At 34.7% G+C, this 24,322-nt stretch carries 18 protein-coding genes; 4 read left to right on the top strand and 14 right to left on the bottom strand.

Annotated features, from left to right (window positions below; all coding sequences use genetic code 11):
- Positions 1-80: 80 nt before the first annotated feature.
- The 14 genes from H4J73_RS05260 to H4J73_RS05195 all read right to left on the bottom strand — a co-directional run bounded on the left by H4J73_RS05260 (position 81) and on the right by H4J73_RS05195 (position 19,167).
- Positions 81-695, bottom strand: a complete 615-nt coding sequence (locus tag H4J73_RS05260) for a phospholipid-binding protein MlaC (RefSeq protein WP_182178278.1) — start codon at positions 693-695, stop codon at positions 81-83.
- 164 nt (positions 696-859) lie between these two features.
- Positions 860-1,447: a TetR/AcrR family transcriptional regulator gene (locus H4J73_RS05255; RefSeq protein WP_182178276.1), complete on the bottom strand. Its 588-nt coding sequence runs from the start codon at positions 1,445-1,447 to the stop codon at positions 860-862.
- A gap of 399 nt (positions 1,448-1,846) precedes the next feature.
- Positions 1,847-3,007 (bottom strand): hypothetical protein, encoded by a 1,161-nt coding sequence (locus tag H4J73_RS05250; protein WP_182223184.1) that lies wholly within the window; start codon positions 3,005-3,007, stop codon positions 1,847-1,849.
- Entirely contained in the window at positions 3,008-3,448 is a 441-nt protein-coding gene (locus H4J73_RS05245; RefSeq protein WP_182223183.1) for a response regulator, read from the bottom strand.
- A gap of 6 nt (positions 3,449-3,454) precedes the next feature.
- Positions 3,455-6,784, bottom strand: a complete 3,330-nt coding sequence (locus H4J73_RS05240; RefSeq protein WP_182223182.1) for a hypothetical protein — start codon at positions 6,782-6,784, stop codon at positions 3,455-3,457.
- Positions 6,785-7,043: 259 nt separating this feature from the next.
- Positions 7,044-7,832: a nuclease-related domain-containing protein gene (locus tag H4J73_RS05235; protein WP_182223181.1), complete on the bottom strand. Its 789-nt coding sequence runs from the start codon at positions 7,830-7,832 to the stop codon at positions 7,044-7,046.
- Positions 7,833-7,846: 14 nt separating this feature from the next.
- On the bottom strand, positions 7,847-13,597 hold the full coding sequence (locus H4J73_RS05230) for a DUF4011 domain-containing protein (RefSeq protein WP_182223180.1): 5,751 nt from the start codon (positions 13,595-13,597) through the stop codon (positions 7,847-7,849).
- Positions 13,598-13,686: 89 nt separating this feature from the next.
- Positions 13,687-14,409, bottom strand: coding sequence for an NYN domain-containing protein (locus H4J73_RS05225; protein WP_182223179.1), 723 nt, complete (start codon positions 14,407-14,409; stop codon positions 13,687-13,689).
- Positions 14,410-14,625: 216 nt separating this feature from the next.
- Positions 14,626-15,129 (bottom strand): metal-dependent hydrolase, encoded by a 504-nt coding sequence (locus H4J73_RS05220; protein ID WP_182223178.1) that lies wholly within the window; start codon positions 15,127-15,129, stop codon positions 14,626-14,628.
- The gene (locus H4J73_RS05215; protein ID WP_182223177.1) at positions 15,129-15,824 is read right to left on the bottom strand and encodes a hypothetical protein; all 696 of its coding nucleotides are present in this window, start codon (positions 15,822-15,824) and stop codon (positions 15,129-15,131) included. The genes H4J73_RS05220 and H4J73_RS05215 overlap by 1 nt, the downstream gene beginning before the upstream one ends.
- A 13-nt stretch (positions 15,825-15,837) precedes the next feature.
- Complete coding sequence (locus tag H4J73_RS05210; protein ID WP_182223176.1) at positions 15,838-16,503, bottom strand: phytanoyl-CoA dioxygenase family protein; 666 nt, start codon at positions 16,501-16,503, stop codon at positions 15,838-15,840.
- A complete protein-coding gene (locus H4J73_RS05205; RefSeq protein WP_310649675.1) occupies positions 16,496-17,971 on the bottom strand; it encodes an FAD-binding oxidoreductase in 1,476 nt (491 codons plus the stop codon). Before H4J73_RS05205 ends, H4J73_RS05210 begins: the two co-directional genes overlap by 8 nt.
- Before the next feature lie 33 nt (positions 17,972-18,004).
- Complete coding sequence (locus tag H4J73_RS05200; protein ID WP_182223175.1) at positions 18,005-18,454, bottom strand: 5' nucleotidase, NT5C type; 450 nt, start codon at positions 18,452-18,454, stop codon at positions 18,005-18,007.
- Between the two features lie 14 nt (positions 18,455-18,468).
- On the bottom strand, positions 18,469-19,167 hold the full coding sequence (locus H4J73_RS05195; protein ID WP_182223174.1) for an NrtR DNA-binding winged helix domain-containing protein: 699 nt from the start codon (positions 19,165-19,167) through the stop codon (positions 18,469-18,471).
- A 171-nt stretch (positions 19,168-19,338) separates the two neighbouring features.
- Between H4J73_RS05195 and H4J73_RS05190 the strand changes: the two genes are divergently transcribed.
- From H4J73_RS05190 to H4J73_RS05175, 4 genes are all read left to right on the top strand, one after another.
- Complete coding sequence (locus H4J73_RS05190) at positions 19,339-20,346, top strand: SPFH domain-containing protein (protein ID WP_182223173.1); 1,008 nt, start codon at positions 19,339-19,341, stop codon at positions 20,344-20,346.
- Positions 20,347-20,357: 11 nt separating this feature from the next.
- Entirely contained in the window at positions 20,358-21,284 is a 927-nt protein-coding gene (locus H4J73_RS05185) for a sugar kinase (protein ID WP_182223172.1), read from the top strand.
- Positions 21,285-21,443: 159 nt separating this feature from the next.
- Complete coding sequence (gene prs / locus H4J73_RS05180) at positions 21,444-22,298, top strand: ribose-phosphate diphosphokinase (protein WP_182223171.1); 855 nt, start codon at positions 21,444-21,446, stop codon at positions 22,296-22,298.
- A 10-nt stretch (positions 22,299-22,308) separates the two neighbouring features.
- Complete coding sequence (locus H4J73_RS05175) at positions 22,309-23,919, top strand: nicotinate phosphoribosyltransferase (protein ID WP_182223170.1); 1,611 nt, start codon at positions 22,309-22,311, stop codon at positions 23,917-23,919.
- The last annotated feature ends 403 nt before the right edge of the window (positions 23,920-24,322 follow it).

Here is a 24,322-nt window from a genome sequence, read left to right as displayed (position 1 = left end):
CTTCAAGTTGAATGGGTATATACATCGATAATAATATTGAATGTTTTAGCATCGCTTGATGACAGAATAAGAAACTTTAGTTAATGATTAAAAGAAGCAAGCTCTAAAGTCACTTGGTCTATTCCGCTCTTCTGGATTCGTTGACTAATTTCAGCTTCCTTACTGCTTAGCAGCGAAATACCTTCGATGATCATGTCATATGCTTTCCATTGGCTGGTGTTCCTATCTTGGCGCATTTGGAAAGTAATGTTAATTTCAGGCGCATTAGTATCGCTAATAATTGAATTCACGCCGACAATTCTCGCCCCATTTGTTGGTTTATGTGACTCGAAAGAAACGTCCTGATCTTTATATTGTTTCAACGCTATAGCATAAGTTCTTACTAAATAACTGCGCATAGAAACGACAAATTTTTCACGCTGATCACTTGTCATCTTTCTTAAATTTTTTCCTAAAACTTTAAAGGCTGCGTATTTGTAGTCTATTGATGGCATTAATTCTTCTTCAACAATATTACGCATGAGTTCAGGAAATTTTTTAAGCGACTCTTGATCTTTCTCAATACGTGAAAATAATCGTTGTCCTGTTTCAGCAATGACGGTGTATGGGGAGTTTTCAATACTGTATGCATTGCTAGAAAAGCTCATTAGCAAAGTAGTAAATAATATAGTGATAAATACAAATATGTGTTTCATTTTTCTGTCCGTTTAAGAGAGTGTTTAGTCATTGCTGAGGTCATTCTTTATTTATGTTGGTATTATACATACCGACCATGCGGTATGTAAATAATCAATTGATATTTTTTATGACTATTTGCTATATCTATAGAAAGTAGTCATAAAAAAATGAAATAAGTAACTTAGTGTTTGCGAAGGTTTTTGATATAGCTGCAGAGTTCTTTTATCACTTTCTCAAAGAGATCTTTATTTTTGGAACTTTTACTTAAGCTAGAAGAACCATGAAAAGTTGAAACAATGAAATAAGCGACTTGGCTAAAATCGATATCGTCACGAAGCTGGCTAGCGACACGCTGTAAGTTAATCGCAATAAGCTGATTAAGTTGTTGTTGCATATTTAAAATACGTAAACGAAACCCTTCATCTACAGCAGACATTTCTTGGCAAAGGTTGTTTAAAGGGCAACCACAAACGATTTCGTCGCAGCTCGACTCTTTATACATAGCGGTAAAAAAGGCACACAACCCTTCAATAGGGTCATCTACTTCTACGGATGGTTGCCATAACTCTAAAAACATGGGGGTATAAATTTCTTCAAAAACAGCGTAACCCAACTCCATTTTATTTTTAAAATGATGGTATAAAGCACCTTTTGAAACCTCACAGCGTACTAAAATACAAGACAAGCTGGTTGCGATGAAACCCTTTTTATGAATTTCATCAGCACTTATCTCAAGTATTTTCTGACGAGTTAGTTCGGCGTCTCTCATATTAATGCTTTTAATTATTAGGTGTTATTCATTCTAACCGACCGGTGGGTAGGTTGTAAACTAAGCTTTTAGGGGGCAGACCATTACAGTGATCATTCCAATATAGAACTAGAACGTTTCTAATGAAGCTGGATCGGTTTTTGGGGAGTTCATGAGGCTGAAAGTCTTTACTGCTGCCTGATGTGAGGAAAATCAGCTTATTAATTTTAAAAAGGCCATCTGTATTAACTACTTGCCTGCACTAATTTGAGTAATTTATCTTTTCGTCAAAACCCCATACTCTAATAATTTAACCTAGTTTTTTCTATTTATTATTGATAGGCAGTTCGTTTTTCATATTCATTGTTACTTGTTTTATATATTGATTAACTAATAAACCAATATATAAAACATTGGGTATTAAAAGTAATAATAAATCGATAAACTTAAAATTATGAGAATAATCCAAGGACTGTATAAGATTATTGCCTCGCATAAACTATCAATAATTGTAACAGGTTGCTTTTCATTAACTTTTACAACGTCCCCTTTCTTGATAAATCTTTCCCAGTGACCAAATACTTGAGGATTAAAAAAATCACTATGCCCTCCAGTAAAAAATCTATTTTCGATTAATTGTCCATGTTTTCTTTTAAAACCTACCCTGCCAGCCATCCCTAAACCAACTGCAACTGCTTGGCTCATAACTAACGGTCCATCATTAAGTGCGCAATCATTTAAAATGCTTTTAATATTATGTCTACGAATTATTTCATCCCAATCATAACTAGCTTTTAAAACACTACCGCATAAAATTATACGGTCAAAATATGGAGTTGAGCTTTGTGAAATATTATTAAGAGACTTAGCTATCAAGTATGTTCCGAAACTATGACCTATTAGAGATATACAACAACCTGGATGTTTTTCCGCCATAAATTCCAACTCTTTTTTAAACCTTCTAACTTCAAGCCATCTCAAAGGAGGAATTAGAAATGAAAGTACAGGAAAAAAATTATATTCATGTGATATGTGTATATATTCATCACTGTCTAGGTTGAGATTTTTAGATAACTCTTTTTGCCATTCACCATTAGTTTCTATTCCATGTACAGAATAAATAATTTTCTTTGTAGCAACTTTAACCATTTCTTGGTCAAGTTTTAGAGAATACTCTTCTATGCACTCTATTAATTGATTTTTCCAATCTTCATCATTTAGTTTATATTCATATGCAAACACTCTACATAAATTTAATTCGGATGAGAACTTTTCAATTAAGTCAGGAAACTCAGTTAAGCCTATAATGTTGCTAGGTACTTTGCATTTCCCTTTTTTTTGATTCTTCTTTATCCACTTTAATAGGTTAATCCCTCCATTAGTTACAGCCTTTCCACCTTCCATTAGCGGTAAGTTCAAATCCACAATGACAAAACCATATTGTCTAGTTTTAAGTTGTTCTATACCTAAATCAACGGACTTAACCCGCTTAACAAATACACTTTTCACTTTGCTTTTCAGTAAACTATCTATTTGTTCAAATTTAGGATTGTTGTCTTCAATTACTAAAAAATCTATCATCTACAGCTCTTTGATATACTGACTTATTTTTTCTTTCCATTCATTTGAAGATGGTTCCCAAAAAATAATATCTAATAAAAACGATGAATAAGAATCTAGTAATTCAGACTTCAAATTACTTAATGAAACTCTACCATCATGGTGCCCAAAAACATCCCATTGAGTAAGAACAACAGTCTTAGTTTTTAGACGTTTATGCTTCATAGTCATCAATACCTTTTTACCCGATAGTGACCTTATTTTTTTCATGTCTTGCTCAAAAGCAGGAAGACTCATATCTAAAATAAAAAAATCAAACGACCTTTTCTTTATTTCAAATATTGCGTCATCTGGTGTCATCACTACAGTGATATCCGAGTCAACAATAAAATGATCTCGTTCAAGGAACCCTAAAATACTTTTTAGTTTAAGCTCATTGTCTTCCGCTATAAGAACCTTCATTTATATTCAACCTTGTGTCACTAGAAGTGAGTTATTTAAATATTTAATGGAAACTGTAAACTTTTTCGCCTGAGTAATTATTTTAATTTTATTTTCTATTTTTAAATCAATATCAAAAATCTTTTTAACCTTATATAAACCACTTCCTTTCTCTCTATTTGCTTCAGAAGTTATATCTAACCCATTAATATTTTGATTAATATTCTCGATAATTTCTTTATCAATTTTTTTTGTTGAGTTTGAAGTATTTATAACAACACTTTGACCTTCTTGGAGTATATCTATAGCTATATTAATCCTGCTATCATGAAGTCTTCTTTTGGCTGCATTCTCAATTAGCATAATAAATGCTTTAATAAAGCTTTTTAAACTTCTTCCATCATATAGGGCTGAAGCATCATCATTATTTATAGAAATATTGATTTTCACTTTAGGAAATATCTTTTCAACAAACAACTGAGCTTCATATATAGGGAACTCTAGAGTAAAGTCTTCTCCTGTTTTTTTAGAAAAGGCTAACCAATCTGAAACTTCCGTTAATGTATTTTTTAGATCATTTTTTACTAAAGTAATCCTTTCCAGGAAATCTTTGTTGCCCCGACCAATACGATTTAAAGATTGACTTAATTTAGTCAATTTACCAGTGAACTCGGAATCTAAACCGTTCAAAATAAGTGCTCGACCTACCTCCATAGATTTTTCGGTTAAGTTTTCTAAATGATCAAAGCACCATTTGATACAATCTTCGTAACTACTACCAGCACTAATAAGAGAAAGAAGTTTACTAACATCTTCTTCTATAATTATAAATTTAAAAATACGTTCTTTATCATCATTATCATTTGTAATTATCTTGATAGCACGTGTTTTTAAATTATTGATTCTTAGATCTATAAATGCAGAGAATTCTTTAAGTTCATCTTGAAACTGTTCATAAAAATAAGGTGATAAACCTCTTTTATATCGGCTCTCAAATTCGATATTATCAGTATATTCTCCATCTACTTTATTTGAAATTAAATTATGCTTCTCAAATACAGACCTTATAACAGGGACAATTCCATTATGCCTAATATCAGTATTTAAAGAATAATCAAGACCATAATACCCATCCAACGTGTATAAATCCCTAATATCAAGAAGCAACTGATATGCAAAAGTAAACGAACCTCTATGCGAGGTTTTCTCATTGCCTTTAAATGTTCCAGTTTCATCAAAATCAGGTAAAGGTGGTTCCGACTCTAAAGAAACCAATATACTAGAAAATAAATCCTTATTGCTCTCTAGTGCCATACTTGTCAAAACTGCGCGGTCAACTTCAATCTTTCCGGGGCTTAAATCTTTCAAGCTAAAGTTCTTCGCATACTGGTGTCCTAGAAAGCTAATTTCATTTTTAAATAACTCTTTTTTTTGCTCATCGTGTTCAGAGTCAAGCAAGCTAGATAAAATAAGTACACGGTCGAACATCAAGTGACTCGAACCATCATAAATTTTTCGACATATATGAATGCCTTCCAAGACATCAGTATTTAAAGCAAATTCAAGTAGGAATCGTTTTTCTGCTGTATCAGGGATTATTTCACTTGGAAAACTTATTGATTTATCGTCCATGTAATCATCGAAGTACAAAGCTACTGTATGCATATCCCCATTAGTGGCTTTAGTTAATATATAAATTGCTATTGTAATTTGAATTAGACATGGTAATTCTTCAGGGAAGTTTTCCAGCTCCTGCAAAAACTCTTTACAGGGAAACCTCCTCATATTGATATCTTTAGAAAAATACTTTTCACAAAGCTCTATGGTAGCCCTTTCAATATTGCCAGACTTAAGAGAACAGAGTATTTTCTTGATTATTAACTCGTCTTTAAAGTGTAGAGGAGGAGTTGTAACCTTTTCATATAATAAATTCGCATTTTTATAATCTCTCTGTTCAAAAAACTGATCAGCCTTTCTTTTTAAAGCCCTATATTCAGGTAATGACTCGATTACTTCATCGGAGTTTTCATTGGTCAATAGCTTATGACAAAAAGATCCATCATTAAAAGAATACTGTCGGAAGGGATTAACAGAAGTAGAGCTAATATCCATAAATCTATAGATAGTTTCAGAGGTTTTCTTTTGTGTGAGAATATTACTTTTAGATTTAATTAAGTTTATGAACTGACTAGCATCTATAGTCGTATATTGATAAAACGTTTTATTAAGTGTGTTTATATCCAAGTCACCACGAGCCGCAATATAAATTAAAGCTGTATCAATAATTTGAAATAAAAGACCACTAGGATTAAGTTGACACTCAGCCCCAGTATTATAAAGTGAATTAGCATAAAACTCATATATCGTAACCATTTCAGGCCACTTCCTGAGAGTTAATTCACTTAATGTTATAACCTTTGTAAAATTACCTTTTATATATTCATCACAAATTTCTAGAAAGGATTCTTCTCTATCTGTAATTTTAAAATCTTCTTTTAACAAGGAAATAAAATTTAGCCATTTACCATCTTCAATACCTATCACGCTATAAATTGAATCCAATATTTCATCATTTATTAATTTATTTGCATAATACGTATAAAATATTCTCGTTGTGGTTAAATATATATCTATAATATTACATGGTCCGTAATATCTAAGTATTGCTTCAAAATCACTTACTTTGGCTGGATTAAAACGAAATAAGAAATCGATTGTAGAATAATCAGTGCACTCAGGTGATAAACCTTCAATTATTGAATCAAGTGAAAAGTCGATTCTATCTGACGGAATAGTCTCTAAAGATTTGTCAAAAAGAAGATCAAAGTCCCTTTTTTCTACAGGCCGTAATTTTTCGGTTGACACTTCATCATAAAAGTCTGTAATTAACGATTTACTACCTTGCCTAACTAATATCGCTAATTTATTTTCGATATACCAATATGATAAGCCATAAAAATCTCTTACTGATTCCAAACATTCAGAAGCTTGTTCGATTTGGCCACTTAAAACAAAACGCTCAAAATCTAATTTAATTTTGGAAAATTGATTTATTATATTCTTGCTTTTATTTATTTTTACTATTGATATATGAAGCTCTTTAAGTAAATCGGAGCTTTTAAGAACGTAAGACTCTTTCCTAAAGTTCTCTCTAAACAACTCTGGAGTGTAAAAGAAATTAGCTTGAAAAATAGGGTTTAACAATTTTTTATCTAGAGCTGATTTGAAGCCTTCTAAACTTTTTATTTTTTTCAAACCATTAATTTCTTCTACAAAGCTAACTTTTAAGTTATTCCTTGTAGCCTTAGCTTGGTTTCTACCTTTTGTCCTTTTTACAGCTCTTTTAGCTTTTACCATTTACAAAGACTCGACTATCTGTGAACTTACTTTATTTTAAACAACTCTAAAATAAAATGCAATAAAAACACTTTATTTCAAGTACTTATGAACAAAAAATATATTCCTATTAGAGGGTAAAGAAAGTAGATTCATACATTAAATTTATGACTACCTAACTCTATCTATGAAAAATAATATTTTGTAACCTCTAAAAATACTTACTTGCTATACAACCCTATAAACTTCACAGGGTTCATAAATACTTACATATTAAAGTCTAACTTTGTTCAATCACATTTCTGCATTTTGGAAACGCAGTGCATCCCCAAAACTCATTGCCTACGTTTTTACCTTTAGTGGCTTTTCGCAATACCATATCCGAGTTGCATCTTGAGCAAGATTTAGTATCAGACTTCTCCTTTACTATTTCTTTGACATGTTCAACGTGTTGACGGTTAGTTTTAAAACTTCTTTGTAACCGATCACTTTCGATTTGTTTAATAATGTCTACTACTTCATCTTCACTAAAGAGAATGTCACGTTTACTCTTAATATATTCAATACCGCCTCTCGCAAACCTTACGTTATGAGGCATTTTGGTTTTAAAAATACTATCACCAATAAAGATAATGACGGAAAAAATACAATCATTCTTTGCTTTACATCCTGTTAAGAGAAGATCTTCTAACGTTTTGACATGTTTATAGTTTTGATGCAAAGGGTTTTGAAATTTAGAGGTGTGTTTGAATATTTTCTGCGTCCATTGCTTCTGATTAGCACTACCAAAAATCCAACCTTTCATGTTCTTTGTTTCAACAACAAAAATTCCGTATTTTGATACGATGATGTGGTCTATCTGAGTAGTTCCATCGTCTGTAGGCAGTGTTACGTTTTTTATAAGATGATATTCATTTTTATCTAAGAAAAACTTGATGAGTAAGTTTACTTGCCATTCACCGAGTACACCTTTAAACCATGCTGACTTTATAATGACAGCAAATATGAATATTGGTATCAAATACCACGCGGCATTGAATATCATGTTGAGATAAATTGATAAATCCATTTACTAAATCCTAACTATTCAACTATCGATGATTGATATTCCTGAACCCAAGACTCAAACTTATTTGTAGTGCTCTTTGTCCGCCTGTTTAAACTGAACTCATTAAAAATATGATCAACGGGGTCATTAGGCGACTTTTCTAGTGCATCTTGAACTAAACCAAGCCTTTCAGGGTAAGCGATGGTATTCCACTCCCTAGGGATACCAAAAGCATTCATACCACGCCACTGCACTAAACCTTCAATATCTTCTGTAGATTTCCATACGGTTACTTCTCCTGAGTCATGTTTAGCAATTCCAGCCCATGGACTAATAATTGACTCAATGTGGTCGAGTTGCTTTTTAGTTGTTCTTGCTAAATTGTGTTTCCAACCAATATCAGATGCCAACTCATGCAGAGATATTGCACTTTTCTCATGTAAGATTTCTTTAGCCATACCTTCTAAGGCTATTTTGTAACTATCATGAAAATACTTATCAGGATTAATATTTGTCACACTACTTTCTTCTTCGACCTCTTCAGGCTCAATTAGAGTTATATCTTCTAACTCATCTTCCTCTTCTTCTTGAGCTAAATCTAAAGCTAAGAGTTCATTTAGTTGGTCATGGATTTTTTCTATAATTGAATTTTCATCAATAAAGTAATCGGTTGACCATATTCGCAATAATTTCCAACCAAGATTTTCTAATATTAAATGCCTGACACGATCTCTATCCCTTGCGGCAGGCGAACCATGATAGGTTGCGCCATCACACTCTATCCCAGCTAAAAATTGACCTGGTTTATCAGGATGGATCACACCGAGGTCAATCCTAAATTTACTGACCCCTATTTGAGTTTGTACTATCCAACCCTTTTCTCTTAAGGCGAAGGCAACACTTTCCTCAAAGTAACTATCAAATTGGTCAACTCCATAATTTGCCTCTGCGGTTTCCGGCAGTGCAATAGGCCCTTTCTCTGCATATTCCAAAAAGTACTTAAGGTGCTTCACTGCAAGAGCACTAGTTCTGCTTAAATCGATCATTGTATAATCAAAGCTAGCGAATACATGTATTTCAGTGGTCGCCCTAGTAATTGCAACATTTAGACGTCTTTCTCCTCCTTGTTTATTAAGAGGTCCAAAATTCATACTCATTGTCTTGGCTAAAGGCTCTACAGGCCCATACCCTAGACTTATAATAATGATATCTCGTTCATCACCTTGAACAGACTCAAGGTTTTTAATAAAAATAGGATCATAATTTTTATTACCTTGGAAGAATGGTTCTAGATGCGGATGCTTGCGTCTACGATCATCTAAACAATCTTCTATGCACCGTTGCTGCTCTGAATTTAACGTAACAACACCAATAGTGTATTTCTTACGTTTATCCGATAATCTTTCAACAATATAATCAGCAACAGCATTAGCTTCTTTAATATTATTTCGCTCTTTTCCTTTTGCATACAGCCCATCTATTTTGTGCAAGCTAACAGCACTTTCTTTAGTTTCCGCACAAGGGAATGTTACTAAAGAATTTTCATAATAGTGACTGTTTGAAAAGGCAATCAAGCTTTCATGGCGGCTTCGATAATGACCAGTTAAACGATGGTGCGGTAATCGTGCTGATAATGCCTGATCTAAAATACTTTCTAGATCTGCTTCATCAGTTAAATCGTCTGTGCTGCTTTTTGAGAAGAAGTTGGTTGGTGGCATCTGCTTAGGATCACCAACAATAATAACATTTTTACCTCTGGCAATTGTTCCAACAGCGTCCCAAACCGTTATCTGTGAGGCTTCATCAAAGACTACTAAATCAAAAGCATTAAAGTGTGCAGGTAAAAACTGAGAAACAGAAAGCGGTGACATCATAAAACATGGTGTAAGGTGAAGTAGGTTTTCACCCATTTCGTTAATCAGTTGCCTGATAGGTTTATGATTACTTTTTTTATTAAACTCTCTGGAAAGAACCCCATACTCAGCAGGAGATTGAGGTGAATTTGGATCTGGCGTACCTGAAGCTACTATTGACGAAATATATTCCGCTGTTGTTTTTGCGACTAACTCATCAAGATCTCTGAATTCTTCAATCAAATTTTCATGCTGTGATGTTCTAAAAGTCCTTAAAGCATCAGAGCGGTCAATAAGAATAGGCGCTAACCAAGCACATACTGCATTAGTTGTTTGGTGTACTGTATCTTCGCCTTTGATTTCTCGACCTTCCAAACATGTAATAACATTATGGAGACCTTTATTACTTGCCACCTTCTTAGCTTCAAGCCAGTTACACCAAGCATTTATTTTTGGCTCTAAGGCAATAACTTCATCACAAGAGTGAATAAATTCACCTATCGTTTTGTCCGCTGGAACATCCCCTCCTTGAGTAATGAAAGTATCAATATCATTTTTAAATTCAGAATAGCTTTTTGAATAATTATCACAGGCTACAGCTAAAGCGGATGACTGGTAGAATTCGAAGTTATCTACAACTTTTTCATTCAAGTTATTAATAAGTGCAGATGGGTTAGATAGTCTTCCGGCTACCTTCCTGGTGATATCAAACAATCCCTTAGCTTGCTGATATTTAGAAGTTAATTGCTCACTAGAAGTATCCCAACCTTGCCATATTTTATCTTGTTCGAAGTCACTAATATTCTCAGTAACTTTTTTAGCGATACGATTGATTTCATCTAATAACGATAATTCTTCAAGTGTTATTTCACCGTACACACCAACAGCACTTAACGTTTTTATGACTTTTCTTTTGGCAAACCATTTCAATGGCCAAATTTTTTGTTGTGCTATTTGAAATGATTTAAGCCAATCTGAGGTAGGATGACTAGATATTGTGTCTAGTGAGAATGTTAATTTCGAACTTCTCACTTGTTCATCTATTACGCCTTTAAATTCTGCTAATGAATCTAGCTTTTCTAACTCATCTCTAGCACTTGGCTTATAAATAAAGCTTAATCGAGTGTCTTTTTGTTTAATTAGGAAGGTGACTAAATGATATAATTCTGCATAGTTTTCGTTGTATTCATTTAACTCTGCTAACTGTAATAACTCAACCAACTCCCCAAAGTGTTTGCTAATTACTTGTGATGAGTTTCTCACTGTTTTAATGGTTGAAATTAATTCTGATTGCCAAGCATTTGACCAGTCGGTGTTTTGAACAATGGATATATCTGAAAGGTTTAAATCCTCTATATCTGAAAAGGCTAAACCTAGTGTTTTAGCTGTTTCATATAAATCATCCAAATCTTCCTTTGAGTCAACAGGTGAGTTTTCAAAAGAGTGGCCCCAGCCTAAGTCTACTTTTGTTATATCTTTATAACGAACAAACCTTGATATAGCCTGCCTTGGTGTTATACCTAAGGGCGATTCTTGATGAAGTTCATTAACGTATGCATTTAAACTTTTTCGTATGTTAAACAGTTTATCCGCATTGTCATTCCATTCACTACTAGAAGCAGTTTCTCGTGTGGTCCATGATTTTTTCAGTTGCTCTAATATTGCTCGTTTATTAGCTTTATTACTATGAAGCTCTAAGCATAAGTGATCTAAACCAATCTTATGAAGGCGGCTATATACAACATTCAATGCTGCCATTTTTTCTGCGACAAATAAAACTTTTTTACCTTTAGCTAAATTATGGCAAATAATATTTGCTATGGTTTCTGATTTGCCAGTACCTGGGGGGCCTTCTAAAACAAAGTCTTGGGCTTTTGTTGATGCATCTATAGCGACTAACTGAGAACTATCAGCATTTAAAGGGGCAAAAACATCTGAAGGTTTTAGCGTATTATCTATGTCATTTTGATCTTTAAATTGAACATCTTGTTCATATGTTTTTTGAGGGTTTTCGACTAAGTGCTCAACAAAGGGATTAGATTTTAAATCGTTAACTCTGTCTTTTAAGTCTTTCCACATTAAATACTTGGCAAATGAAAATGTACTTAAAGTAAGTTCTTCTACGACCTCAAACCCTTTAATATCTTTTATTTTTTCTCTGACAACAGACCAAATTAAATCTACATCAATACCACTTTCATCTGTCGGCAGTACTTCGTTAAATTGGGATAAATCAACTTCATAATCATTTTGTAAAAACTCAATCAAAGTAGCATTGAATATAGGGTCTTCACCATCACGTTGCTTAATTTTTATTTTTGAACGTGCACTACTTCTTTTTAACTCCGCAGGCAAAAGAATTAATGGCGCTTGGTAGGTTCTATCGCTGTCAGGTGTTTCTTTCCATTTCAACATACCAACAGCAAGAAAAAGCGTATTAGAGCCTCCTTCTTCTATGTCTGTTTTTGATTTTCGATATAAAGAAAGTAAGTTTTTCTCTAATTTTTTAGAGGAGTCATTGGCAATTAAGGTATTACTTTTTAATTGTTCTTTCGCAAACTCTGTTTGTAAATCATTCCCAACTTTGAATTTAAAAAGTTCTTTATCTCGTGCGTCATTTGCATAAGGAGTATCGCCAGCGGTAATAAAATTAAAACTTTGATTCGATGCTAATTCATCCTCTAAAAGCGCAATATCGGGACAAAATAACTTAATAGCTACAGCCGTTTTTGATAAATTTAATAGCCTATTTCGTTTTGTAAGATCAAGTAGTTTTCTTTGCCATTGTTCAACGCGTCCATCAGGGGTATCAGCAACAGGAAGCTCTTCTTTTCTAACTGGCGGTAATGCTGGAGCAACAGGTAAAATTTGAATGGCAGTTTCTGCTTCATTGTTTTCTACTTCAATACTACTATCGCCAATGGTCGGAATAGGTTTAATTTGTCTTTTTCTTGCTTGTGTTAAATCTATTGCATACACAAATGTATCTTCTGAATCCTCTGAAATTATCTGGTCTGCATATTCTATTGCTTGACCAAAAGTAATAGGTGAATCAGAAGTAGCCAATGTAGTTTCAAATAGCACTATGTCTTTAGATGCTATTCGTTTACGAATGTCCATTGAGTCGTCATTAGTCAATAAAGGAAAGCATTCATTGATTAACCAGAGGCCACAACACGCATGCTCATCAGTTATGGCTATTATTGAATTTAGCCCTATGTGCTCCAGACAAGCTGCAAACAATAATGACAAATCTAAACATGCACCTGTTTTAAGGGTTTTAATATCATTTGGTAACCTAATACGTTGCCCTTCATAAGCGAAGCTAGCTGGTGGATTAACGTAGGCTATAGATTCATTTGAGATCACATTCCATAATGCTGCCGCCATCAAGTAGGGTCTTTCCCTCGTTTCTGATTGATAACCATCTAATTTGGACTCGTACCCTGCGGATTTCATTACATCTGACGATTTTTTTACAAGTTCCGCAATATAATTTGCGTTAGGGGTAGAAAAAGCGGCTAACAGTTCAGCCATTCGTTCTTCGCCACCCCAGAAGTTTTTTGGCAGTAAATTAGTTTGATACGATTGTTTTGATAATACTTCATCAGAACTATATAGAGTGAAATTCAAGTTAATTTCAATTTGCTCAGTCAATGCATCTAAATATTCATTTGATATTTTTAAAAGTCGTTTTTGTAATAAAAGTGAGTGACCTGCCACAAGTGAGTCCACGTGCCATTCTTCAGGAGAAAATACTTCAGGATCAGAAGTTAAAACAAGTTTTAAATCTGTATGCTTTTTGTGAGGATTTTCAGGTGTAATTACTTTAGAAGAATTCAACTCAAGGGATGTTATAAGTGGATATTGATTTTGTTGAAATGCAAAAGAGTAAACTTTAGCTATTTCTGCATTAATTCCTAAATTTTCCATTGAATTTCCTACTTTATATAAAGCCAATAACATATGGCTTAATTATAATTAAACCTTTGTATTTAGAATGTTGAGATTTGTACGAATTACTAATCATTATTTTGAGTTTTATGCTTACGTTTATCTCTCACCCATGTTGCTGAGCCGTGGGTTTGTTTCATTTCAAATAAATCGATTGCAGCAAACAAATCACTCAATTTTTTAAAACCATAATTTCGTTGGTCAAACGAGGCATGGTTAGAAATATGTTTTCCAATAGGACCTAATTGCGCCCAACCGTCACCTTCTTCGGCTGCATCGACAGCCTGACGAAGCATATTAATAAGCTTCGTGTCGCTTTTAATACTTGGTTTTTTCTTTTGGATAGGTTTTTCTTCTGTTTCGATATCATCAAGAAACAAAAATTTGGAACAGCTATTAACGAAAGCCTTTGGCGCTTTACGTTCACCAAAGCCAATGACAAACTTTCCATCAGCAAGGGCACGTGTAACAAGGGGAGTAAAATCACAATCAGAGGAAACAAGGCAGATAGTATCTACATCTTTGGTATAGAGGATATCCATGGCATCAATAACAAGGGCAATATCAGTGGCATTTTTCCCCTTGGTCAAATCAAATTGTTGGATGGGCTGAATTGCATATTCATGAAGGACATCTTCCCAAGGCTTGATGCAAGGGCTTTTCCAATTACCATAGGCTCTTCTAATATTAACTACGCCATATCGAGCAAGCTCAGAAAGTATGATGTCTATTTTTACAGCGGGGGCATTATCAGCGTCAATAAATAATGCAATTTTTTCCTTATCCCTCAAAACGCGATTCCTTTCAACGTTAAAAACTAATTTCTATTAGTACATATATGCCATATACCCATGAAATAGCAATACTTTTTATGTGGGTATGGGATATTTATTGTTTTAGAATAACTTTATGAGCTTTTATAACAAAAATTTAACATCTTCAGCACGTTAAGGTTTTCAACGATTCATTTACAAAATTTCCATATCCACCAAGGACTACAACTTTTTTCACTTAGCTTTTCCCTTTAATCGCCAATTTACTCCGAAGTAAATAGCTGCTCCAACTAAACCGCTATATAGACATACCTTGTGTAACATCGATACCGAAATTAACCCTAAGAACTTATTATCTAATGTAAAAGGGAAGAATGGCTCAACATCAGAATGCATAATACTATCAAGTAAAACATGACTAAAGCTGCCGATAAAAGCACTTAAAAACACCACCCACCAAGCAATAGATATTAGATTGTTAGTTTTAGAAATTTTAAGCATCTTCAAGCCAAGTTCTGATAAATATTTACCAGTCAACGCTGCAAAAATGGCAATTAATATTGCGCCAACATAAGTGTGGGTAAAACCATGTAAGTGACCTTCGCCCGAAATCAAAACGATGAGTGGTTGAATATCCATAACAATTTGAGTCCAGCCAAATACCATTAAACTAAAACTGCCTTGCAGTAATGATTTAATTAGGATTCCAGGTCCCATGTGTATTGGCGTGAATGGCATTATGAACTCCCTTGATTATTCATAATTAATACTGCGGCTTTAGCAACTGCTTGTGAGGACTCTTTCGGTTTTGCTTGTAATAGAAAGTGAGGCCCATCAATTTCTATGTACTCAATATTTCTAAATACATTGCTAAGCTCTCGGCTTTTTCCAGGTGATATAAGCCTATCTGAAAGTGCTTGAATATAAACGGTAGGCACATCAAAGGTAGCCAAAGGCAGTTTTTGTAGGTTCATCACAGCTAATCTACTTTTTAAAATATGATCTGGGATTGATTTAGTTACTTTTATAAATTTTGACAATAGTGCTTTTGATGCACCTTGGCCAAGTAATAAGAACTTATGGCCAATTTGAGATAATGGGGCTGAAGCTAGCGCTTTTATTGGCAAAATCTTAGCTATCGGTAGTAGATATCTATTAGGACAACTTAGAAAGCTAGCTACAAATATAACACCTTTCATATTAGTAAGATCTTGCTTAAGTAACTCTGGAACTATGCCACCCGAAAACGATTCGGCTAGCAAGATATAGTCTTCTTTTGGCAATTGTTTGTCTAATGATTTAGCTAAAGACAAATGATCTTGAGGACAGTTTTGTGGCAAGGAAATAACTAGATGTTCACCATCATAGTATGACAAGAACTCCTCAAATAGCTCTCCTGTTCCATCCATTCCCGGTAATAATACTAGTTTCAAAATATAGACCTTTTTATTCCCAGCTAAGACTATCTGGTAGCGGATAGCCACTAAACTCTAGATGAATTACTCTTCGATGACTTGGGTTGATAGCCTTACTTGAAGCATGTAATATTAATGGTCTCATAATTAACATATCACCAGCATTTACCTCACATTCAATAAATTCAGATTCTTCGACTAAGGCATCAATGTCAGCTTGCTTTAATACACCATGAAGATGACTATTAGCTATAACTTTTAAACACCCGTTATCTGCGTTGCTATCATCAAGATGAATTCGAAAAGACACCATGTCATTTAACACGGACTCATTAGGTTGCACATGATGCGTATTATCTTTTAGGCTCCAAGGACCCCAACCATCAATGTGATGTTTTTTATTCACCGAAACTGTTTTATCTTGATGCCAACTGACTAACCAGTTTTTTTCAGGGTTTTTATCAAAAAGTATTGCTCTGACTAACTGTGGCTCTTCACCTAAAATAGACCTTGCTTGAGCTATAATCTTCTCTGAATTAGCAAGTTTGGCAATACAATCAAATTTCTTCTCTGCATTACGAATACCATGAGGAGATTTAAGTTCATTCGAAGTTGTTATTTCATCAATAAATGTTTGAACTATTTCAGGTGAAATAAACTGTTTTACTAATTCAAAGCCATGCATCAGTTTATTCATCGGTTGAACCATCATGCTGCTTATTATTTGCTTTGTAGTGTTGTTGCCAGAGTTTATTTCTGAACCGATAATCAGGGTCTACTTTTCCTTTTAATTCAAAAAATTCACTCGCTCTAGGGTAGGCTTTAACAAATTGTTCTGTTGATGCATGGAGTTGATATGGCAAATAATAAGCACCATTTTCTTCAATAACAGCATCAATTATTTCTTGGCTCCAAAGCTTCACTTCTTGTTGTGCCGCCTCACTAGTTTCTTGGCGATAATAGACAACAAACGCAAATACTTCTGTTTTCGCCCAAGCTAATAATGAACCGCTATCTGGCAGAGCATGGCGAATCGAAACGTTGATAATATTGGCCTGATGTTTTTTGAAAATGTCCGCCATTTTAATCGCAAAGCTGTCAAAGCTTTCAACAGGTACAAAGTACTCCCTAAGGGCATAAGTATTCGATGACCGATTAGAAGGCTCAAGTTCATTAACATCATAACTGGCTTCATAATTTCGCCATTGCACCGCATCAAAGTTATAGAGAATCGGCTCGAAGACATGCTGTCGCATCCATTTACCAAAGTTTGAGTCGGCTACAAACTTTGCCACTTTAGGTTGCCAGGTATATTCTTTATTCTTGGGGATTAGCCTTTCTTCTTCGGTTAAGGATTCATTAGTATTTAGCCAACTAACGCTACGCACATCGGTAAAGTTTGGTGGGTATATATCAGCGTTATGGAAAATAACATTTTGATCCTGTCGTATGTTATCCGAGAAATATGTCTTATAGTTTTGCACACTCATCTTCTCGGTATAACGTTTAACTTTTACGTTATCTACCAGATTTAAGGTAACTTCTGCGATAACAGCTATACCTCCATACCCACCAATTGCCCCATAAAACAGTGTTGAATTCTCTGTTAGGGAAGCATTGACGATTTCACCGTTAGCTTTGATTAATTTTATCGACTCAACAGACCTAATAATTGGGCCTTCTCCAATATAACGGCCATGAACATTTACACTCAAAGAGCCACCAACAGTAAAGTTTGCGTACGTTTGCATTATTTTTATGGAGAGGTTTTCGGTATCAATAACTTCTTGTAAGTCTCGCCATGTAATACCACTTTGCACTGTTACTTGCTTTTTAGTTGCATCGAATGCTAATACTTTATTAAAAGCTCGCATATCTAAATGAATACTATCTGGGTATGCAATTTGTCCGCCTTGACTAAAGCGCCCGCCACCAATTGAGATAGGACCTGTACTTGACTGGATAGCATCAACTATATCTTCGATGGACTCTGGTTGAATAATACGAGTAACTTCGATGGGGTTTAACTGAGTAATATCATTTACGATTGTCGATTTTTCTTGTTTTTGCGGACTATTGTCATCAAAATCGACAAAAATATAGGCAATGAGTAGACTAAGCAATAGTAAAAAACTAGCAATTATTTTAAAAAAAAACTTAATCACAACGTACTTCCTTTTAATTAATATTCCATTTTTTTAATAGTTATGCTTTTCAAGTTGAGCAATCACAGTCTTCCAGTCGGGATAATTAGCAGAGCCAAATTGAATAATTTTTCCTTCAAAGCTTTCTTGCCCTCTGCCTGAAATGAGGTCATCAATTAAAATATCGCCTTTGAGTAATCCCTTATTAGGGCTAATTATTAACTTTTCCGTAAACTCTATCCCAAAATACTTTTCTATCCACACCCGTTTTTCAGTATATGAAAAAGGGTTTCTTATCGAAGGAGCAGTAAGAACATATGGATCAAATATTTCTGATTTCATGAGTCTTTTTACACTCTCAATAGCGCCTGTAATAGGAGCTAAATTAGCATAGAATCCATATTGGGACTGCGGAAAGGCAATGCTTGGAGTCTCTTCAATAGCGTTATTAAAAGCAGTGGTATAATCACAAAGTACATCATCCATGTCGATATAAACTATCATATTTTCTCCTTGCGTTATGTACTCAGATTACGTTCAAAATTAACGATGTCAACGCCAGGTTTTACTTTGTATTGCTGAGCTAAACGACCACCAGATTTGACTTTTTCATCGATTGTTTCAAACATATCTGCCGATTCAATACGTCTAATTAAGCTTTTACGTTGTATCGTTTTCCCTATGATAGTTTCAATAACAGACTTTAGCTGACCCACAGTGAAATACTCAGGTAAACAATACACGGGTACCATTGAATAAAGTGCTTTTTGTTGAAGACGCTCTTTAGCTTGTTCAATAATAACCTTGTGATCAAAGGCAATTGATAAACTGTTTATTTTATCAATATCGATCCATTGAACGTCATCAATGGTTTCTATGTGTGATGAGACTTCTTGTGCTGCTATTAAGGCAAAGTAAACCAAGGTTACACTAAAGCCCCTAGGATCACGGTCAATACCAGAAAAGGCTTGTAGCTGTTCTAGATATTGAGGTGCAACACTCGTTTTTTCTTCCAACTTTCTTAACGCTGTTACATCTGTTGTGGTATCTGAATCAACATCGACAAAACCACCTGGAAGACCCCAACTACCGATAAACGGCTCATTTGCTCGCTTAACCATCAGAATTTTTAAGGCATCGTCTTTTACCGTAAATAGCACGCTATCAACAGTAAATAGGGGATTCTTAAATTCATTAATATCGTAAGAGTTTGTCATCGTACTCATTCAAGGTAAACTTTATGTCTTAGTGACACATTAAATCAATTTTTCTTTTATATCAACAAGAACTGTCATGAAATTAAATAAGAAATAATATTTGACAACTTAATGTCTTTGAGACATATTTATCATAGTGTCGCTGTGACACATTTATAAAAGGAAATTATTATGTTTGGATTTAAATATATAAAAGCAGATCCTTCAACACACCTTATGTTATTCAAAGAAGGAAAAATTAAGTTAGAAGGAGTCGGTGTAAACTTTTTCTATTATGCTCCTAGCTCTTCACTTGTCGCTATACCAAGTAATAGTAAAGAGTTGCCTTTTGTCTTCAGGTTACAAACATCTGATTTTCAAGAGCTAACAGTGCAAGGACAAGTTACTTATCGAATTGAACAACCTCATGAAGCAGTAAAAATGTTGAACTTCACTATTGATACAAAAGGTAAGTACACATCAGAAGATCCTAATAAAATAGATGAGCGTGTTCAGCGTGCTGTTCAAGTATTATTGCGAAATCATATTGAATCTAAATCACTTAGAGATTCTCTAGTTTGTGCTCGTGAACTAACAATCGATTTGAAAAAAGATCTAGATGGTGCTGAAGCGATAGCAAGTCTTGGCATAGAGATCACTGATGTTGCATTAACATCAATTAAACCAACTCCTGAAACAGGGAAAGCACTCGAAGCTGAAATTAGAGAAAGCTTATTAAAAGAGGCTGACAATGCTATTTATGCAAGACGTTTATCCAGTATTGAGCAAGAAAAAAGCGTTAAGGAGTCTGAATTAGAAACTGAAAAGGCAATTCAGAAGAAAGAACAAGATCTTGAAGAATCACGCTTAGAAGCGCAGAGATTAAGAAAAATCCAGCAATTTAAAATTAACCAAGAGGATATCACGGCCCAAATAGAAGACGAAAAGCAACTTGAAGAATTGGTCTCAATTAATTCAGCCAATGAAAAATCTCGTGGCGATGCACAGGCATATAAAATAAAAGTACGAATGCAGGCTTATCAAAATATTGATACTGATAAATTGAGAGTAATGAGCATGAGTGGCATGGCACCAGAGCAGCTTATTGCCCAAGCAATAGAAAACTTAACACAAGGTGATAACAAGATAGGTAATTTGAATATTTCACCTGATTTACTAACAGCACTGACTAACACCTAAAGGAGCTTGTTATGCTCACTGATAGAAAAATTGTAGTTGTCACAAGAAAAACGAGATTGCAGAAGTTAAAGGAAAAATACTGCACCCTTGGGCAGGCTAAGTTTTACCTTGAACATTTAGGTGAGTCGTTTAGTGACTATGAAGAAGAAAGTATCCAATATTCAAATTCAGTAACCAAGGCTATTAGCTTTTTGAAAGCGGTAGGTAGGGTTCAACAGTTAGAAAGAAGTGTACTTTCAACTTATCTATTCTCACCAGATGATGTGGTAGTAGTCATTGGTCAGGATGGTTTAGTGGCTAATACGCTTAAATATCTTGATGGACAGCCTGTTATAGCGGTTAATCCTATTCCATCGCTTTATGATGGCCAGCTTTTACCCTTCTTAGGGGATGAACTTGAAGAAGTGCTTTTACAGACGTTAAGTCAATCAATCAATTCAAAATCAATTGCAATGGCTGAAGTTAACACTAACATTGGTCAAACTCTTTTAGCGGTAAACGACCTTTTCATTGGCCCTAAAAGTCATACGTCCGCTAGGTATTTGTTAACGGTCGATAATCACCAGGAAGAGCAAAGCTCTAGTGGTGTAATTATTAGCACAGGCTTAGGCTCTACTGGTTGGTTTCGAAGCATAATTACTGGTGCAAGTGGTATTATAGAAAAGCCCATTAACTATCAAATTAAAAACGGTTTTCCTTGGGATAGTGAATTTCTTTACTACTCGGTTAGAGAGCCATTTCCGTCCGCTATTACAAAGTGCGATAAGATTTTTGGCAAAATAACAAATCGTTCAAAATTCAGTATGTCTTCAAAAATGGCAGAGAATGGGGTCATTTTTTCTGATGGCATAGAGCAAGACTGTATTGAGTTTAATGCGGGGACTATCGCCAATATATCGATAAGTTCCCGTGTTGGAAATTTGATCGTTGGTCACTAACTTTCTTCACTGTATCAGTGACTTATTTTAGCTGCTACACTCATTTACAATAAAAAACGCACCTTAGTGTCATAGCGACACAAAAAGAGCTTGACCAGGTATGAACTCTTTGCTAAATTAAATGTGTCCTAGCGACACAAACAATAAAAGGAAGTAGAAATGAAAATATTTAGCCATGACTCAACAGGAAATAAAACACCTATTGACTTTGACAGCTTTACTTTTTCTGGCGGAGAAGAGCACATTCGTTTTAATCCAATGGACTTTGCAACTACGGTAAAGATAGAAATATTTGAACGCCTTACCGATTCATCAAAACTAATTCAGTTACTGGTTGCAGTTGATGCGCTAAAAAGACTTTCAAATGAAGCTACTCCTATTGAATTAGTTATTCCCTATTTCCCCTATGCACGTCAAGACAGAGTATGTGTTGAAGGTGAGGCGCTAGGTGCCGCAGTTATGGCAAATTTTATAAACAACTTAGGCTTTGCAAAAGTAACTATTTGGGATGCTCATAGTGAAGTATCACCAGCTTTATTAAATAGAGTCGTAAACGTGCCGCAAATTAACCTGCTTGAGCGTTGCGATGAATTAAGTCAGCGCTTATCTACAGGTGAGCTTACATTAATTTCACCCGATGCTGGCGCTAGTAAAAAAACAATTAAAATTGCTGAGACATTTAATGGTGAGCCTGAAGTTATTCAAGCACAAAAAATGAGAAATTTGAAAACAGGCGAAATCATTAAAACTGAAATTCTTGGTGATGTTGAAGGAAAGAAAGTACTTATCGCTGATGATATTTGTGATGGAGGCCGAACATTTATCGAATTAGCCAAGGTACTAAGAAAAAAAGGCGCTGTGGAAGTATCACTGTTTATCACACATGGTATTTTCTCAAAAGGATTAGAGGTATTTGAAGGACTAATTGACGCAATCTATACAACTGATTCATTTAGAGGCGCGGAAGAATTTAGCACGAACAATAAAATCAAACTACAAATTATTGAAATGTAAGGAAACTGCCATGACTATTACCGCTGCAAGTATGCAAAAAGATGTTTATAAAGAATTCCACAGCCGCGCTTATCACCCTGATGTAACCGAAGTTTACGCTAACTTCACCTCAAGAAGTGGCAGATTAAGCAATGTTGAAAATAGTGACAAAGTTGCATTCGTTGGTCTTCAATATTTTATTAAAAGCTACTTACAAGAGGAGTGGGCTGAATTCTTTAAAGTTGATAAAGCATCTGCTGTTGCAAATCACAAACGTATTCTTAGTGCAATGTTGGGCTATCCTGTAAACGTAAAATACTTAGAAGATTTACATGATTTAGGCTATCTACCGTTAAAGGTAAAAGCATTGCCAGAGGGAACGCTTGTACCTTACTTAGTTCCACCAATGACAATTGTTAATACTAAAGAAGGTTTTCAGTGGTTAACGAATATGATTGAAACGGTTCTAAGTTGTGAGAACTGGCCAATTCAAACAAGTGCTACTACCTCGGTTGCTTACTTAAAAGTATTCAAAGAATTTGCTAATAAAACGGGACTTCCTTTAGATTTTGTACCTTTTCAAGGACATGACTTTAGCTTTAGAGGTATGTTTGGTAAGCACGCTGCTGCTATGAGTGGTTTTGGCCACTTAGCTTCAGGGCTTGTAGGTACAGATACCATACCAGCAGTATTATTTGCTGAGAAATATTATGGTGCAAATGTGGATAATGAGCTTGTAGGTTGCTCTGTAGATGCTACTGAGCACTCTGTTACTTGCTCTTGGATAATGGAAGGTGAGATAGAGTTTTTCAAATATTTAATGAAAGAACAATCTCCAACAGGCATATTGAGTGTTGTATCTGATACTTGGGATTTTTGGACATTAGTAACTGATTATCTTCCACAGCTTAAAGACGAAATAATGGCTCGTGATGGTACATTAGTAATTCGCCCTGATTCTGGAGATCCGGTAAAAATCTTAACGGGTTATAAAATCTCTCCTGTTTCTGAGTACAGTGAGTTATTCCAAACTCAAATTGATGCAGAAAAAGATGTGATAGAAAATGGGTATGAAGCATATCGCTGGAATGGTGAATATTATGGTTTCGAAAATAACGGTATTGATGGGGAACAAAGCATTCAATTAATGTTCTGTGAAGTCAAAGGGCTTATTGAATCTTTATGGGATACCTTTGGCGGAACAAAAACCAGTAAGGGATTTAAATTACTTGATGATCATATTGGCGCAATTTATGGTGACGCGATTACCCTTAGACGCCAACGTCAGATTTTACAACGTTTGATGGATAAAGGATTCGCTTCAAAAGTTGTTTTAGGCATTGGCTCATACAGCTATCAATATGTTACTCGTGATACCCATGGCTCAGCAGTAAAAGCTACCAGTGTTGTTAAAAACGGTGAACGTGTCGCTATTTTCAAAGATCCTAAAACAGACACTAAAAAGAAGTCTGCAAAAGGGTTGTTAAAAATTGAACGGGTGAACGGTGAGTTAACCTTATTTGATGACGTAACTGAAGAAGAGGAATCTCAAGGGCTTCTAGAGGTTGTTTTTGAAGATGGGAACCTTACAAAAGAAACTACTTTAGGCCAAATAAGAGCAGTAATAGACGAACAGATTTAACCATAATGTTGATACATAGCTTACTGTCAAAATCAGTTAGCTATGTATTTATAATTCACCCCATCTATTTATCTTCTAACATAAAACCAAACTTTTAGTGTGATTTTAGAGTTGGTGACATACGAAGTGCTTCAATATGAAGTGGGCTAAACCCAATTCTTAATAACTCGAATTCCTCATAATAAATTTTTGAACATCGACCTTTTTCAAGAGTTTGATACAGGCTGCCACTATTTGTTGTTATTAATTTATTCGAACTATTTATATGAATAATGTTAGATGTACAGACAAAGTCATCTTTTAAAAATCGACAACTAGAGTCGTCAACTACGTAGCCCCAAATTACATTTCCTATCAAATCTGAAGCATCAAAAACAGATACTAGAAACCAATCTCGAATGAC

Origin of the sequence: Colwellia sp. MB3u-41 (assembly GCF_014076845.1) — a bacterium.
Classification (GTDB): Bacteria; Pseudomonadota; Gammaproteobacteria; order Enterobacterales; family Alteromonadaceae; genus Colwellia_A.
This window is presented reverse-complemented; position numbering and strand designations above follow the sequence as displayed.